We start from the raw sequence: 15741 nt of genomic DNA on the forward strand, positions 1-15741 counted from the left end.
GCCATCGCCTCGTACCGTACGAGGCGATGGCGCAGCCCGGAGCGGAGTGCGGGCGCGAGGCCGCCGAAGTAGCCGAAGGAGACGTCGAGGCGCCCGGCGAGCATCTCGGCGGCGGCGCCGGTCAGTCCGCTCTCGAAGCGGGCCATCAGCTCGTGGCCGGGGGCGAGTTCGCGCGCCCGCGCCAGCACCCGGCCGGAGATCAGCCCCTCGCTGTTGAGGTCGACGAGCAGCGGGGACGTCCCGTTCGCGCACGCCGCCAGCAGTTCGTCCTGCGCCGCCAGCACCCGCCGTACGTAGGGCAGCAGCCGCTCGCCGTCCGCCGTCAGCGTCACCTGGCGGGTGGTCCGTACGAACAGGTCGGTGCCCCAGGCCCGTTCCAGCCGTCTGATGTCGCGGCTGAGCGCCTGCTGCGCGACGTACAGCCGGGCGGCGGCGCGGGTGAAGTGCAACTCCTCGGCGGCGGTGGCGAACGCGCGGAGCAGCCGGGGGTCGACGTCCCGGGGAATGGCCATGCGGCATTCAACAACAGAAGTGCGTCAATGGCCACTGACCAGGTGTTGGACGGGGTGCGGGGCGCGGCGCGAGGGTGGACACATGCCCCTCTCCCCCGCTCCGCGCCGCCCGGCCGACTCCGCCCACCCGCCCCTGCTGACCGTCACCGGTCACACCCTGGTACTGGCCGCCCGCCCGTCCCCAGAGGACCGGGCGAGCCTGCCGCCGCTCGTCCGGCCCGTACGGCTCGTACGGCCCGTGCGGCTCGTACGGCTCGTCCGGCTCGTACGGCTCGTCCGGTGGGCGCTGTCCCGCCGCATGGGGCGGGACAGCGCCCACGACAAAGGCCCCGCTGCCTGAGCAGCGGGGCCTTCGCCTCACATGAGAATTGTGGAGATGGCGGGAATCGAACCCGCGTCCAACGGTGCGGAACCAGGGCTTCTCCGAGTGCAGTCCGCTACGATTTTCTCGGCCCCGGAGATCACACGGACAAGTCTCCGACGGGCTCAGTCACTGTTTGGTTTCCCGCTGCGTCCCGTGACCGGACTCAGCGGTTTAGTTCCCTGATTGATGCCAGGAACCGGGTCGGGAACAGCCCCGGGCTGACACTCCGCGGAGTCTTCGCTAGCTGCTAATTAGGCAGCGAGGGCGAAGGCGGAGGAATCGCGCTTGGAAGTGGCGATTATTGTTTGCGACATATGGTTAACGAGATCATTGCCGCTTCCTCGACTCGCTTCCCCTGCTTCGACATCCGATGTCGAAACCGATCATCCCCATGTGTTTTTTTCAAAAGCCCATTCTCATGGGCCTGTGCCCATTTTCATGAGCGTGTACCCGCTGTGCGCCGGTACGGGTTCCATCCTACGTGACCAACGCACGACCGTGCCAGCCTATTCCCGCCGGACGCGCGACCGGACGCACGACCGAACCGCGCCGCCGGACCGGGCTCACGTCCTTCGGCGCCCGCTCACGCCCGCTGACGCCGCTTGACCGCGGCGACCGCCCGGTCGGTCTCGCGCCGGTCCTGCTTCTCGCGGAGCGTCTGGCGCTTGTCGTACTCCTTCTTGCCCTTGGCCAGCGCGATCTCGATCTTGGCCCGGCCGTCCTTGAAGTACAGCGCCAGCGGCACGATCGTATGGCCGGACTCCTGGGACTTCGACTCCAGCTTGTCGATCTCGGCGCGGTGCATGAGCAGCTTCCGCTTGCGCCGGGCCGTGTGGTTGGTCCACGTCCCCTGGCTGTACTCGGGCACGTGCACGTTGTGCAGCCACGCCTCGTGACCGTCGATCTGGATGAAGCCGTCGGCCAGCGAGGCCCGCCCCTGGCGCAGGGACTTCACTTCCGTGCCCGTCAGCACGAGCCCGCACTCATAGGTGTCGAGAATGAGGTAGTCGTGCCGCGCCTTCTTGTTCTGCGCGATCAGTTTGCGCCCTGTTTCCTTAGCCATAGTCCCGCCATTTTCGCACCCCGGCGCAACTCCTTTACTCCGGCGCGGTGCCGCTCGCTCCGCCGCCGAGGCCGCTGAGCACCGTCTTGGCCCGCTCCTGGGCACCGCGGCCCGCCACCAGATCCGGCGTGACGCCCTCGCCGTCCACCCCGTGCCCGGCCGGGGTGCGGTAATGGCCGACGGTCAGCTCGGCGACGGAGCCGTCCGGCAGCTCGCTGGGCATCTGGACCGAGCCCTTGCCGAAGGTGGGCGAGCCCACGGTGACGGAGCGGCCGCGGTCCTGGAGGGCGCCCGTGAGCAGCTCGGCGGCGCTCATCGTGCCGCCGTCGACCAGCACCACCACGGGCCGCGCGGTGTCGCCGCCCTGCTCGGCGTAGAGGGCGCGCTGCTCACCGCGTATGTCGTACGTGGCGACGAGGCCGCCGTCCAGGAAGGCGGAGGCGGCGGTCACGGCCTCGTCGACCAGCCCGCCCGCGTTCCCGCGCAGGTCGAGCAGGACCCCGGCGCCGGGCGGGGCGTCCAGGACGGCTTCGCGTACCCGCTCGCCCGAGCCCTTGGTGAACGCGTTGACCTTGATCTGCCGCGCGCCGCCCGCGATCGGGTCGACGGTGACGGACTCGGTGCTGAGCCGGGCGCGGCGCAGGGTCCGCGTCCAGTGGTGGCCGTCCCGCTCCAGGCCGAGCACGACGCGGGTGCCGACGGTGGACGCCTTCCGGCCGACGGTGTCGCGCTCGCCGCCCGTGTCGCCGCTCGCGCCGGTCGAGCCCGTACCGGTATCCGGCGTGCCGGTACCGGTCGCACCCGTACCCGTCGTACCCGTACCCGTCGTACCCGTACCGGTCGTGCTCGTCCCCGCGCCCGCCGTCCCCGTACCGCCGCCGGCCTTGTCGCCGCGCAGCAGCGCCATGACCTCGGTGACGGGCCGCTTCGCGACTCCCGTACCGTCGACGCTCCTGACCGTGTCACCCGGGCCGATACCGGCCGTCGCCGCGGGACCGCCGGGCTGTACGCGGGTGACCTCGATCAGGCCGCCCGCCGTGCGCCGGGCCGAGAGCCCGACCCCGGTGTACTCGCCGTCGAGTGCCTGCCGGAACTCCTCGTACTCCCGCTTGTCGTACACCGCGCCCCAGCGGTCGCCGCTGCGGCTGACGACCTCCTCGGCCGCCTCCGTGGCGGACTCGCCGTCGGCCATGGCCTTGGCCGCGGCCCGGGTCATCTCGTCGCGGTCGACCGTCGCGGCCACCGGGCGGGCGGCGGCGCCGGACGTCTTCTCCTCACCGCGCGGCAGCGAGTTGGTGGCCGCGCCCGCGGCCAGCACGCTCGCGAAAACCAATGCCAGAGCCGCCCCGCGGCCCACGCCGCGGGGTCCTCGGTACGCCTCGGAGCCCGACATGGCGTCGAGTGTAGGACAACGAACGACGCCTCAAAGGCGCTTGCCGGGGGCGCCGCACGGGGCGCTTGTCACACCCTGAGGTACTTGCGCAGCGCTATGAAAGCGGCAATGGCGGGCATCAGCAGACCGATCGCGAGCACCAGCGGAAGCTTGGAGAGCACCGCGTCCCAGCCGATGAAGTTGACGAGTTCCATCTTCTGGGCGAGGGCGAGCCCGTGATCGATCAGGAAATAGCGGCCGACGAGCAGCATCGCGCACGCGACGGCGCCACCGATCAGCCCGGCGAACGCGGCCTCCATGATGAACGGCATCTGGATGTAGAAGCTGGAGGCGCCGACCAGCCGCATGATCCCCGTCTCACGGCGGCGGCTGAACGCCGATACCCGCACGGTGTTGACGATCAGCATCAGCGCGATCACCAGCATCAGCGCCATCACCCCGAGCGCGGCGATTCTCATCCCGCTCATCAGATCGAAGAGGTTCTGGAGAATGTCCCGCTGGTCCTGGACGGACTGGACCCCGTCCCGACCGGCGAAGGCCGTCGCCACCACCTGGTACTTCTCGGGGTCCTTGAGCTTGACGCGGAACGACTCCGGCATCTGGTCCGGGGTGATGGTGGCGGCGATGGGGCTGTCGCCGTACCGCTCCTTGTAGTGCTTGAACGCCTCGTCCGACGTTTCGTAGTGGACGTTCTGGACGATGTCCATCTTCTGCAGATCGCCCTTGATCTGGTCCCGCTGCTGAGCGGTCGCCGCGCCCTTGACGCACTTGGGCGTGGTCGCCGCGTCGTTCTTGTTGCAGAGGAAGATGGAGACGTTGACCTTGTCGTACCAGTAGTCCTTCATCACGCTGACCTGCTCGCTCATGAGCAGGGCGCCGCCGAACAGAGCCAGCGAGAGGGCTACGGAGACGACGACCGCGAAAGTCATCGTGAGGTTCCGGCGAAGACCGACGCCGATCTCCGACAGGACGAACTGGGCGCGCATGGCGTCCTTTCAGCTTTTGATACTCGGTGCGCAGATGCTGCTGATACCCGGTGCCCGGTGCTCGGTGTTCGCTACCGGGGCCGGTGCGAGTGCGGGTACGGGTGCGGGTGCGGGTGCGAGTGCGGGTGGCGGGCGCTCAGTGCTGGTAGCCGTAGACACCGCGTGCCTGGTCTCGTACCAGCCGGCCCTTCTCCAGCTCGATGACGCGCTTGCGCATCTGGTCGACGATGTTCTGGTCGTGCGTCGCCATCACGACCGTCGTACCGGTGCGGTTGATACGGTCCAGCAGCTTCATGATGCCGACGGACGTCTGCGGGTCGAGGTTGCCGGTCGGCTCGTCCGCGATCAGCAGCATCGGGCGGTTGACGAAGGCCCGTGCGATCGCCACGCGCTGCTGCTCACCACCGGACAGCTCGCCGGGCATACGGTCCTCCTTGCCGCCGAGGCCGACCAGGTCGAGCACCTGGGGGACGGCCTTGCGGGTCTCGCCGCGCGGCTTTCCGATGACCTCCTGCGCGAACGCGACGTTCTGCGCGACGGTCTTGTTGGGCAGCAGCCGGAAGTCCTGGAAGACCGTGCCGAGCTGGCGGCGCATCTGCGGCACCTTCCAGTTCGACAGGCGCGCGAGGTCCTTGCCGAGAACGTGCACCATGCCGTGGCTGGTGCGCTCCTCGCGCAGGAGCAGTCTCAGGAAGGTCGACTTGCCGGAACCGGACGAGCCGACCAGGAAGACGAACTCCCCCTTCTCGATTTCGAGAGAGACGTCGCGCAGGGCGGGGCGGTTCTGCTTCGGGTAGGTCTTGGAGACGTTGTCGAATCGAATCACGGGATGCACCACGGTCAGCAGGGAGTAGGTGAGCGAGACATTACGCGAACCGGGCCGACGCGCGCAGTCCGCGTCCGAGGTTGGCCGCCCGTACCCGGCGGTCCGGGTCCGCGCTTGGGTGATTTATCACGGATACGCGGGGGCCGCCAGGGGTGGCGGGCCGGCGGATTCCGGCCGACCGCGCCGAAACGGCCGGGAACTGGCACAGTAGAGGGGGGAACGGTGGTGTTCCCCCGAGCGTTGAGCGGAGAGACACGCACTGAGCGGCTCCGCCGCGCGGTGAGGAGGAATGCGCATGACCTACGACCGATTGGTGTGCGCCAACTGCGCGGGGCCGGTCGCCGAGGGCCGTTGCCGCGTATGCCGCGCCCACCGGGAACGTCTTCAGCAGCAGGGCCCTCTGGGAGGTCTGAGCCCGGTGGCCCTGCTGACGCTGCTGGTACTGCTCGTGGCCGCGGTGGCGCTGGTGGCGGCTCACCAGCCCGCGTAACCGGGCGAGAAGGGCCCGGCCGCCGAAACCGGCGTCCGGGCCCTTCTCACTGTCTGTCCGTGGTGCGGGTGTCCAGCCGTGTGGTGCCGTTACGGCTGTGGCTGCGCTACGGGCCTCAGGCGGCCGTGCGGCCACCGGCGACCAGACGCGGCAGCATCCGGAAGCCGATGCCACCCGCGATCATGGTCGCGGCACCGATCAGCAGGAACGTGGTCTCGGCGGCGCCGGTCTCGGCCAGCTCCTCCTTGACCTCACCCTGCTGCACCGGCTGCGAGCCGACACTGTCGGTGTCCGTGCCGTTGCCGCCGGTGGTCGAGCCACCGGTGGTGGAGGCGGAGCCGCCGTCGGTCGAGCCGCCGGTGCTGGAGCTGCCACCGGTGGAGGACGAACCGCCGCTGGTGGAGCTGCCGCTGGTGGAACCGCCGGTGTCTCCGCCGGAGGTGGTGGTGCCGCCGTCGGTGCCACCGGTCGTGGTCTCGCCGGTGGTGCCGGTCGTGCCACCGGTCGTGGTCTCGCCGGTCGTGCCCTCGGTGCCGCCGGTCGTGGTCTCGCCGGTGGTCCCCTCCGTGCCGCCGTCGGTGCCACCGGTCGTGGTCTCGCCGGTCGTGCCCTCGGTGCCGCCGGTCGTGGTCTCGCCGGTGGCCCCCTCCGTGCCGCCGTCGGTGCCACCCTCGGTGTTGCCGCCCTCGCTCGCACCGGCGTCGGCGCCGCCGTCGACGCCGCCCGGGTCGCCGCCGCCGTCCGTGGTGCCGCCATCGTCATCGCCGATGCCGAGACCGACATCCGCGACACCGGTCTTGACAGACACGCCGATACCAGCGGCCTGAGCGGCGCCCGCGATGGTCAGCGAGGCACCGGCGGCGATCACCGCTCCGGCCGCCACACGGGCCACGCGCATACGCGTCTTCTTGGTCATCTGGTTGCTACCCCCAGTAGGTCATTCGTCAGTGGTGCAGCGTCCGGGCCCGTGGCCACTGGAGGTCATTCGTGCGTCGCCCCCGTTCACACGGGCCCCGGAAATACGCATGCCAAACGTCAGAGTTCCCGGTTTTCAAATGAGCGTCAAGGTCGTTGCGTGCGCGATGACCGGACATCACGCCACTTGTCCGACGTGCGGGGATGCAACTGTGACATAAAAACGAACTGCCGCCCTCAGGGCGGCAGTTCCCAGCTGTACATGTCGATAAATCGCGAGTTTCGGCGCGTTCTCGGACCTCCGCGCGCGTTCTCGGACCTCCGCGCGCGTTCTCGCCGTGTCGAAGACAGTGCCTGACAGGGCCTGACAGGGCCTAGCGCTCCTGCTGCTTGCGCCAGCGAATTCCGGCTTCCAGGAAACCGTCGATCTCGCCGTCGAGTACGCCCTGCGGATTGCCCACTTCGAACTCGGTGCGCAGGTCCTTGACCATCTGATACGGGTGCAGGACATAGGAACGCATCTGGTTGCCCCACGAGTTGCCGCCGTCGCCCTTGAGCGCGTCCATCGCGGCCTGCTCCTCCTGGCGGCGGCGTTCGAGCAGCTTCGCCTGGAGGACGTTCATGGCGCTCGCCTTGTTCTGGATCTGCGAGCGCTCGTTCTGGCAGGAGACCACGATGCCGGTGGGGATGTGCGTGATACGGACGGCGGAGTCGGTCGTGTTGACGCCCTGTCCACCCGGGCCCGAGGCGCGGTAGACGTCCACGCGCAGCTCGGACTCGTCGATCTCGACGTGGTCGCTCGACTCCACGACCGGGAGCACCTCGACGCCCGCGAAGGACGTCTGGCGGCGGCCCTGGTTGTCGAACGGCGAGATACGGACCAGCCGGTGGGTGCCCTGCTCCACGGAGAGCGTGCCGTACGCGTACGGCACCTTGACGGCGAAGGTGGTCGACTTGATGCCGGCCTCTTCCGCGTACGACGTCTCGTACACCTCGGTGCTGTAGCCGTTCCGCTCGGCCCAGCGCAGATACATGCGCTGGAGCTGCTCGGCGAAGTCGGCGGCGTCGACGCCGCCCGCCTCGGCACGGATGTTGACGAGGGCCTCGCGCTCGTCGTACTCGCCGGACAGGAGGGTACGGACCTCCATCTCGTCCAGCGCCTTGCGCACCGACGTCAGCTCGGACTCCGCCTCGGCGCGGGTGTCCGCGTCGTCCTCGGCCTCGGCCAGCTCGAAGAGGATTCCGACGTCGTCGATACGGCCGCGCAGCGCCTCCGCCTTGCGGACCTCGGCCTGGAGGTGCGACAGCTTGCTGGTGATCTTCTGCGCCGCCTCGGGGTCGTCCCAGAGGGATGGCACCGCGGCCTGCTCCTCCAGCACGGCGATGTCTGCCCTCAGTTTGTCGAGGTCCAGGACGGCCTCGATCGACCCCATGGTCGAGGAGAGGGACTTCAGCTCTTCGGATACATCGACGACTGCCACGGGTCCAGCGTAACCCCTTCTTTTTGGGGGCTCGGCTCCCCGCCCGCGCGAGGCCCGTGCGGCTCGGGCCCACGCGAGCCCGCGCGGCTACGGGACCGGCGACGTCGTCTGCTTCGAGTCGCCCGGGACCTCGTCCGCGCTCCCGCCGCTCGTGGCGAACCAGCCGCCCACGCCCAGGGCCGCGACGAGCAGGACCGCCGCCGCCCCCAGCGTGATCCGGCGTTTGCGGACCGCCTCCGCCTTGTGCCGGGCGGAGCCGGGCCGGCGCTGGCCCGCTGAGCGGGGTGCGCGGGCGGTGCCGCGGGCGCCGCCCGCCAGTTCGTCGGGGCCCGGCACGCGCATGCTCGTGTGGGTGTCGCGGTTGGAGTCGGGAGCGGCGCCCGGCACCAGCGGGACCGCGCCCCGGCGGCGCGGCTCCTGCGGGGCGGCCGTCTCCGGCTCCTCGTAGGGCTGCTCGGTGGGCTCGCTGTCCGGCTCGTCCACGTCCAGCGGCGGAATTCCCGCGAGGTGCGGCAGTTGCTCGCGGAGCCTGGCCGCCAGCTCCGAGGCGCGCAGCCGGGAGGCCGGGGCCTTGGCCAGGCACTGGACGAGGAGCTGCCACAGCTCCTCGGGGATGCCCGGCAGCGGGACGACGGTCTCCGTGACATGACGGCGCAGCACGGCCCCGGGGTGGCCGCCGCCGAACGGCGTGAAACCGGCGAGCAGCTCGTAGAGGACCGTGGCCAGCGCGTAGATGTCGACGGCGGCGCGGGGCGGCAGCCCTTCGACGATCTCCGGCGCCAGGTAGTCGGGTGTGCCGATGATCCGGGACGCCTTGGTGCGCCGGGGCGTGTCGATGAGTTTGGCGACGCCGAAGTCGGTGAGCAGCGCGGGGTGCGCGCCGCCGGGGCCGAGCGGGCCCTCCATGTCGAGGAGGATGTTCTCGGGCTTGACGTCGCGGTGGACGACTCCCGCGGCGTGTGCCGCCGCGAGGCCGTCGGCGACGTCGGCGATGATCGCGACCGCCGCCTCGGGGGCGAGCCGCCGTTCCCGGTCCAGCCTGGTGCGCAGGTCGGTGCCGCGGACCAGGTCCATGACGAGCGCCAGGTCGTTGCCGTCCACGACGAGGTCGTGGACGGCGACCACGCGCGGGTGGTCGAGCCCGAGCAGAGCGGTGCGCTCCTGTACGAAGCGCCCGACCAGCTCCTGGTCCGAGGCCAGGTCCTCGCGCAGCAGCTTGATGGCGACGGGGCCCTCGGGGCCGTCGCCGAGCCACACCGTGCCGGCGCTGCCCCGCCCCAGGATCTGATGGGCGGTGTACCGGCTGCCGATATTCCGTGCCAAGACTGCTCCCTCAGCGGCTGGCGTTGCCCCTCAAAGTACGCGGGAATCGGGGTGCTCCGTGCCCCTGTCGACGCCGGGCCCCCGCTTCGGCCGGTGGTATGTACCGGTCCGTGGCTTCTGCCGCCGGGACCTGATCACTAGCTGGACGCGAAATCGCTCAGTCGGGAGAACCAGTCCGACACCTTGGAGACCGCGTCGCTGAGCGTCTCGAAGTAGCCCTTGCCCGTGTCGAACCATTCGGGCAGCGGGGTCAGGGTCCACAGGAGCCAGCCCGCGACGAAGAGCAGGACGAGCGTGAACAGGCAGCCCTTGAGGCAGCCGAGGCCCGGGATCCGCATCGGGTTGGCGCTGCGCTGGCGCGGCGGGCGCGGCTCCCGGGGCTCGCGCTCCGGGCGGGGCGCGGGTCGCTGGGGCCGGCGCTCGGGCGCCTGCGGGGGCGGTGTGTAGCGCTGCTGTTGCTGCTGCCGGGGCCGCTGCTGGGGCTGCTGCTGGGGCTGCGGGGCCTGCTGGGGAGGGGGCGCGTACTGCTGCTGGCCGTACGGCCGGTCCTGCTGGCCGCCGCCGTGCTGCTGCTGGCCCTGCTGGCCGCCGTACCGCTGCTGGCCCTGCTGCGGATACGGCGCCTGCTGCGGCTGCCGCTGCGGGCGGCGGCGCAGCGGGTCCTGGCTGGGGTCGAGGTACTGGACCTGGGTCTGGTCGTTGCGGTCGCGGGCGGCCTGCAGCTGGCTCTGCCAGGGGTGCGGCCCGTCGGGCTCCGGCGGTACGGGCGGCATCATGGCGGTCGGGTCGGCCTCGCCCCGGCCGGAACCGGGTCCCTGGCCGGGGCCCGCCGCGCCGGTCGGCAGGATGCTGGTCGCCGCGTTGGGACCGGTGGCCGGCAGGACGCTGGTCGCGGCAGCCGGGTCGTAGGAGCCCGCGTTGCTCGGCAGGACCTGTGTCGCGTCGGCGTCGCCGCCGCCGAAGGTCTCGGGTGCGGGGACCTGTGCGGGCGACGGGTCGGGCGTGAGGAGCGCGGCGACGCCGAGTGCCGCGTCGGCCTGGGCGGGGGTGGCGTGCACGCCGACGCCCGCGGCCACCGTACGCAGGGCGCGGGCCAGGTTCACGGCGCTGGGCCGCTGGTCGGGGTCCTTGCGCAGGCAGCGCTCGATGACGGTCCACAGCGGCTCGGGCAGGGTGGCGGGCCGGACGGGCTCCTCGCTGAGGTGGCGCTGGAGCACTTCGAGCGCGGTGGCCCCGGCGAACGGCGGGCGGCCGGTGACCAGCTCGTACAGCAGGATTCCCGCGCCGTAGATGTCGACGGCGGAGGTCTGCGGGCGGCCCTCGGCGGACTCCGGCGCGACGTAGGCGGGCGTGCCGACGAATTCGTGGGTACGGGTCAGGCCCGGGGAGTCCGCGAGGCGCGCGATGCCGAAGTCGGTGAGCATCGGGTGCAGTTGGTCGCCGATGGTCCGCAGCAGCACGTTGGCGGGTTTGAGGTCCCGGTGCACGACGCCGTCAGCGTGGCTCGCGGCGAGCGCGTCGGCGATCTGGGCGGTCACCAGGGCGGCGCCGACCGGGCTGAAGGGGCCGTTCTCCCGCAGGTGACGGTGGAGGTCGGGGCCGTCGATCAGGTCCATGACGAGTGCGAGCAGATCGCCCTCGACCACCAGGTCGCGGGTGCGCACGATGTTGGGGTGCGTGAGCCGGAGCAGGACGGAGCGCTCGCGCAGGAAGCGCATCACCACGTCCGCGTCGTTCGCCAGCTCCTCCTTGAGGACCTTGATCGCGACGGTCTCGCCCGGCTGCCCGGCCACCGCCGCCTCGGCCCCCGCGGTCTCCCGCTGACGAGCCCGCCACACGGTGCCGGTGGCGCCGCGCCCGATGGGCTCATCGAGCAGATACTTGCTGCCTACGGGCCGCACTCCATGCGCTCCCTGCTGATCGAGGTCGTCTCTCAAAGCTTCCCGACCACCTTAGACCGGTCGGCGCGCGGAGACGGCCGGTCCGGGTCAGGGTGGGGCGGAATCACCGGCCACGCGGTCGCTGTCCGTCTTGTCCCTCACACAGGTTCGTCGTTTGTCCGGCGCACTTCGGTGTTCTTGGGCGTTCTCCGGCCGTACTGCCGGTGTTCTTGGGCGTACTCCGGTGTTCTTGGGCGTACTCCGGCGTTCTTCGTCGTACTCCGGCGTTCTTCGTCGTTCTTCGTCGTTCTTCGTCGTCCGAGGACAAGACGTCGGCATCGCGCGGTTGGTTGCCGGGCGGCGGAGTCGGTCACAGTGCGCCACGGATCACCGTGGCGGCGCGGTACGGATCACCTTGGCGGCGCGGCGCACATCACAGACGATCCCAAGCCGTATCGAAGGAGTATCCAAGCAGGCACTTTTCCGCCAACCACCGACCATTCAAGATCACTTGTCGGCGGTCGGCGGGCGTGTTGTCAGCGGCAGGTGCGAGGATGCCCCCAGCACGCGACGAGTGGGATGGGGAACACATCGCCCGTGCCGACCTGTACCGGACGACGCGTCCGTGCGCGGTGGGGGGTGGACAGAGGGCACTCCTGCCGGGCACCCCGCGCAGAAGGGACCGCTGACGGCGATGCAGATCCGGCTGACCGTCCTCGCGCCGCGTAGCGGCCATGCCGCCGTGCGCGCCTGTGACGTGCTCGTCACCGCCCCGGCCGGGACGGCGCTCGCCGCCGTCGCCTCCGGCCTGGCCACCGCCGTCTCGGGCCCCGACGCCCCCGGCGCCGTCGTCGTCTACTCGGGCCGGGAGCGGCTGGACGCGCAGCGCTGCGCGCTGGGCGAGCCGCCGCTCATAGACGGCGCCGTGGTCTCCCTCCAGCTTCCCGGTCCGGACGACACGTCGGCGGACGACGTGCCGGCGCAGCTCCAGGTGGTCGCGGGGCCCGACGCGGGCGGCGTGCATCTGCTGCACGGCGGCCAGATCAGGATCGGCCGCTCGGCCGACGCCGATGTGCCGCTGGACGACCCGGACGTCTCCCGGCTCCACTGCGCCGTGACGGTCGCCGAGGACGGTTCGGTCACGGTCGCGGACCTCTGCTCGACCAACGGCACCTGGCTGGAGGGCTCCCGGATCGGCGAGCGGCCGGTGGCGCTCGCCTCCGGCGCGCTGCTGCGGATCGGCGAGTCCGCGCTGCGGCTGGCCCCCGGCATCCGGGCGGCCGGGCTGCCGACCGCGCCGGACGGCGAGGGCCATCTGCGGCTGGCCGCCTCCGGCCCGCCGCCCGGCGCCCCGGCGACGGACGCCGCTCGGGCCCCGGGGGACGAGACGGCGGGAGAGGCCCGCGCCGCGGGCCCGACGACGGCCGCGTACGGGACGGGCGGCCACCCCGCGACCGCCCGCGCGCCCGGCCCCCGGCACGCGAGCGGGGACGGCCCGCGCGAGCCCGCCCCCGCGCACGGCGGGCAGGGCGGCGGACCGGCCGGGCCCGCGGGCGCGGCCGACGGCGGCGCGGCCGTGCCGTACCGGCCGGGGCGGACGAGCCCGATCCCGGGCCCGGAGTACGGCGCTTCGCAGTACGGCAACCCGCCGGGCGCCCCCCGCGTACCGGACCCGCGCGGCGCCGACACACACTACGGCGCCAGGCTCGCCCCGCCGCCAGGCGCCCCGGGCGCCGCTCCCGGCTCGCCGGACGCGCCAGGGGACGCGAGCGGGGACCTCGACTCCCGGACGACGCGCACGGCGCGCACGCAGCAGCGGTCCCAGCGCCCCGCCCCGCCCCGGTCCACCCACAGCAGGGCGGTCGCGCCCGACGGGCCGGACGGTCCCGACGGCGCGGCCTGGCCGCAGGACGGCGGCCGGGGCGACGAGGGCCCCCACGGGCACAGCCGTACGAGCCGTACGGACGGCCCCGGCGGCGCGGCGGCCCGGACCACCGCCCCCTCCTCGCGGCGGCAGGACACGCCCCCGCGCGGGACGGCGGCGCCCGAGGCAGCCGACGCGCCCGACCAGGCGGCCCGGCGGCGCGGCATAGGCGCCTGGGCGCGCCGGCTCGCCGGAAGCCGCGGCGAGGAGCAGCCGGAGGCCGCCCCCGGCCCGCTGAGCCCCGCGGGCGCCGCCGGTCGCGCCCCCCGCCCCGAGACCTGGCCCGATCCGGCCGCCGTGCTGCTGACCGCGCTCGGCCCCGGCCCCCGGCTGTGGGAGCGCGGCAGCCGCCACGCGGAGGCGCTCGCCGTCCGGCTCGGTACGGCGGACCGCCCGGCCGCCGACGGGCGTGGCGCGCTGCCGCTGGTGCCGGTGACGGTCGGCCTGCGCGAGGCCGGTTCGCTCGGTCTCGCCGGTCCCCGCGAGCGGCTGACCGGGCTGACCCGCTGGGCGGTGGCCCAGCTCGCCGCGCTGCACTCCCCGGCCGATCTGGAGATCGTGCTGATCAGCGCGGACCGGGCCCTGAGCCTGGAGCAGCGCAGGCGCGACTGGGGCTGGCTCGGCTGGCTGCCGCACGTACGCCCGGCCCACGGGCAGGACTGCCGGCTGCTGCTCGCCTTCGACCGCGACCAGGCGGCGGCGAGGATCACGGAGCTGACCCGTCGGCTCGACGACGGACCGCTCGGTTCCGGCTGGGCCTCGGCCGATCCGTGGACGGTCACGGAGGCGGGCGCCCGGCATCACGGCCCGCACACACTGGTGATCGTCGACGGCGACCCCGGTTCCGCCGCGCTGCGCGAGTCGGCGGCGCAGCTGGCCGGGGCCGGGGCCGCCGCCGGGGTCCACTTGATCTGTCTGGCGGAGACGCCGTCCGCGTCGCCGGACTCCCCGATCGCGGCGACGTACGAGACGGCGTGCGCGGCCTCGCTGCCGTTCCGCGAGTGCGGTGCCGTCGCGCTGCTCAGCGGCGATGTGGCGACCGCGCTGCGGCTGCTGCGTACGGCGGTGGGCCAGCCCGCGGGGCATGGCACGGTCGCGGTGGTGGACGCGGTCTCGCCCGCGTGGGCGGAGCGTTTCGGCCGGGCGCTGGCGCCGCTGCGCGCGGCGGTGGGCAGCGGCCGGGAGCGGCCCGCCGCGGCGCTGCCGCGCTCGTCCAGGCTGCTGGACGAGCTGGGGCTCGCGCGCGCCACCCCGGCGTCCCTGATGGCCCGTTGGGCGTCCGCTGCGGACCGTACGGACGACTGCACGGTGGTGCTCGGCACCGGTCCGCGCGGACCGGTGAGCTTCGATCTGCTGGAGGAGGGCCCGCATCTGCTGATCGAGGGGCCCACGGGCAGCGGCCGTACGGAGCTGCTGCGTTCGATAGCCGCCTCGCTGGCCGCCGCCGCGCGCCCCGACCGGCTGGGGCTGCTGCTGGTCGACGGCGCGGGGGGCGAGCGCGACGGCGCGGCGGGCGGCCTGTCCGTCTGTACGGACCTGCCGCATGTGACCGAGCATCTGGTCGCCTCCGACCCGGTGCGTATGCGGCACTTCGCGCAGGCACTGGGCGCGGAGCTGAAGCGGCGCGCCGAGCTGCTGGGGAGGCTGGACTTCGCGGAGTGGCACAGCCGTCGGGAGACGGCGGACCGGGTGATCGGCCAGCGTCGGCCGGGCGCGGCGGAGCAGCGGGCGGCCCGGCGCGGTGACGAGCAGCGTATGGACCGGCGCGGTGACGAGCAGCGTATGGACCGGCCGCGCGCCGACCAGTCCCGCCAGGAGACGCACCGCGCCGACCAGTCCCGCCAAGAGACGCACCGCGCCGACCAGCGTGCCGATCAGCGCCCCGGGCGGGACTCCGCGTCCGGCGGCGCGCTGCGGCTGCGCCCCGACGCCGTGGCGTCCATGGCGTCCGTCGCGCAGGAACGGGGCAGGGCCGAGGAGGAGCCGTCCGCCGCGCTCCCCCGGCTCGTCGTCCTGGTCGACGACTTCGACGCGCTGGTCGCACCGGCGCTGGGCAGTCCTGGTCGGCCCGCCGCCGGTTCGGTCGTACGGGCGCTGGAGGCGGTGGCCCGTGAGGGCGAGCGCCTCGGCGTGCATCTGGTGGCCGCCTCGGCCCGCCCCGAGCGCACCGTCGACACGGAGCTGGCGCACGGCGCGCGGCTGCGCGTGGTGCTGGACGCGCCGCCCGTCGCGCCGGGTCCGGACGAACCGGCTCCGGGGCGTGGTCGGCTGGGCCATCCGGACGGGAGGGTCACGCCCTTCCAGGGCGGCCGGGTCACCGGCCGTATCCCGCGTACGGCGACGCTGCGGCCGACCGTCGTGGTGCTGGAGTGGGAGCGGATGGGCGACCCGCCCGCCAGGCGCCCGGTGCGGGAGCTGGGCAACGGGCCGACGGATCTCGCGCTGCTGGCCAGCGCGTTGGAGCGGGCGGCCCGGTCGGTCGGCGCCACCCCGTCGGCACCACTGACCCCGGCTCACCCATGAAGATCCGTTTCCGTCCTCACCTGCGACGTCACGAGCCCATCACGATCAAGGACTTGCGACC

Annotated in this window: 12 protein-coding genes and 1 other RNA gene; 3 read left to right on the plus strand and 10 right to left on the minus strand. The window is 72.8% G+C overall.

The features are described from left to right. Positions 1–512 (minus strand): LysR family transcriptional regulator (locus DVH02_RS07770; RefSeq protein WP_114622966.1); only part of this gene is annotated, 512 nt, incomplete at its 3' end. A gap of 82 nt (positions 513–594) precedes the next feature. On the opposite strand from DVH02_RS07770, the gene DVH02_RS07775 reads away from it, so the two are divergent. Beyond that, positions 595–852, plus strand: coding sequence for a hypothetical protein (locus DVH02_RS07775; RefSeq protein WP_114622967.1), 258 nt, complete (start codon positions 595–597; stop codon positions 850–852). Positions 853–880: 28 nt separating this feature from the next. Here DVH02_RS07775 and ssrA read toward each other — a convergent pair. The 5 genes from ssrA to ftsE all read right to left on the minus strand — a co-directional run bounded on the left by ssrA (position 881) and on the right by ftsE (position 5144). Beyond that, positions 881–1267, minus strand: a transfer-messenger RNA (tmRNA) gene (gene ssrA, locus DVH02_RS07780). 192 nt (positions 1268–1459) lie between these two features. Beyond that, positions 1460–1939 carry an SsrA-binding protein SmpB gene (gene smpB, locus DVH02_RS07785; RefSeq protein WP_114622968.1) on the minus strand — a complete coding sequence of 160 codons (480 nt, stop codon included), beginning with the start codon at positions 1937–1939 and terminating at the stop codon, positions 1460–1462. A gap of 34 nt (positions 1940–1973) precedes the next feature. Next, positions 1974–3332 (minus strand): S41 family peptidase, encoded by a 1359-nt coding sequence (locus tag DVH02_RS07790; RefSeq protein ID WP_114622969.1) that lies wholly within the window; start codon positions 3330–3332, stop codon positions 1974–1976. A 68-nt stretch (positions 3333–3400) separates the two neighbouring features. After that, positions 3401–4318, minus strand: coding sequence for a permease-like cell division protein FtsX (gene ftsX / locus DVH02_RS07795; protein ID WP_114622970.1), 918 nt, complete (start codon positions 4316–4318; stop codon positions 3401–3403). A 136-nt stretch (positions 4319–4454) separates the two neighbouring features. Next, positions 4455–5144, minus strand: a complete 690-nt coding sequence (ftsE, locus tag DVH02_RS07800; RefSeq protein ID WP_114622971.1) for a cell division ATP-binding protein FtsE — start codon at positions 5142–5144, stop codon at positions 4455–4457. Positions 5145–5439: 295 nt separating this feature from the next. Here ftsE and DVH02_RS07805 point away from each other — a divergent pair, with 295 nt between their 5' ends. Beyond that, entirely contained in the window at positions 5440–5634 is a 195-nt protein-coding gene (locus DVH02_RS07805) for a hypothetical protein (protein WP_114622972.1), read from the plus strand. Positions 5635–5749: 115 nt separating this feature from the next. On the opposite strand, the gene DVH02_RS35065 is transcribed toward DVH02_RS07805, so the two are convergent. From DVH02_RS35065 to DVH02_RS07820, 4 genes are all read right to left on the minus strand, one after another. Continuing rightward, positions 5750–6550: a hypothetical protein gene (locus DVH02_RS35065; RefSeq protein WP_158575849.1), complete on the minus strand. Its 801-nt coding sequence runs from the start codon at positions 6548–6550 to the stop codon at positions 5750–5752. 373 nt (positions 6551–6923) lie between these two features. Continuing rightward, complete coding sequence (gene prfB, locus DVH02_RS07810) at positions 6924–8030, minus strand: peptide chain release factor 2 (protein WP_114622973.1); 1107 nt, start codon at positions 8028–8030, stop codon at positions 6924–6926. 87 nt (positions 8031–8117) lie between these two features. Continuing rightward, positions 8118–9353, minus strand: a complete 1236-nt coding sequence (locus DVH02_RS07815; protein WP_114622974.1) for a serine/threonine-protein kinase — start codon at positions 9351–9353, stop codon at positions 8118–8120. A gap of 137 nt (positions 9354–9490) precedes the next feature. Beyond that, positions 9491–11254, minus strand: a complete 1764-nt coding sequence (locus DVH02_RS07820; RefSeq protein ID WP_114622975.1) for a serine/threonine-protein kinase — start codon at positions 11252–11254, stop codon at positions 9491–9493. 673 nt (positions 11255–11927) lie between these two features. On the opposite strand from DVH02_RS07820, the gene DVH02_RS07825 reads away from it, so the two are divergent. Beyond that, on the plus strand, positions 11928–15680 hold the full coding sequence (locus tag DVH02_RS07825) for an FtsK/SpoIIIE domain-containing protein (RefSeq protein WP_114622976.1): 3753 nt from the start codon (positions 11928–11930) through the stop codon (positions 15678–15680). The last annotated feature ends 61 nt before the right edge of the window (positions 15681–15741 follow it).

This window comes from Streptomyces corynorhini, assembly GCF_003346515.1.
Lineage (GTDB): Bacteria > Actinomycetota > Actinomycetes > Streptomycetales > Streptomycetaceae > Streptomyces > Streptomyces corynorhini.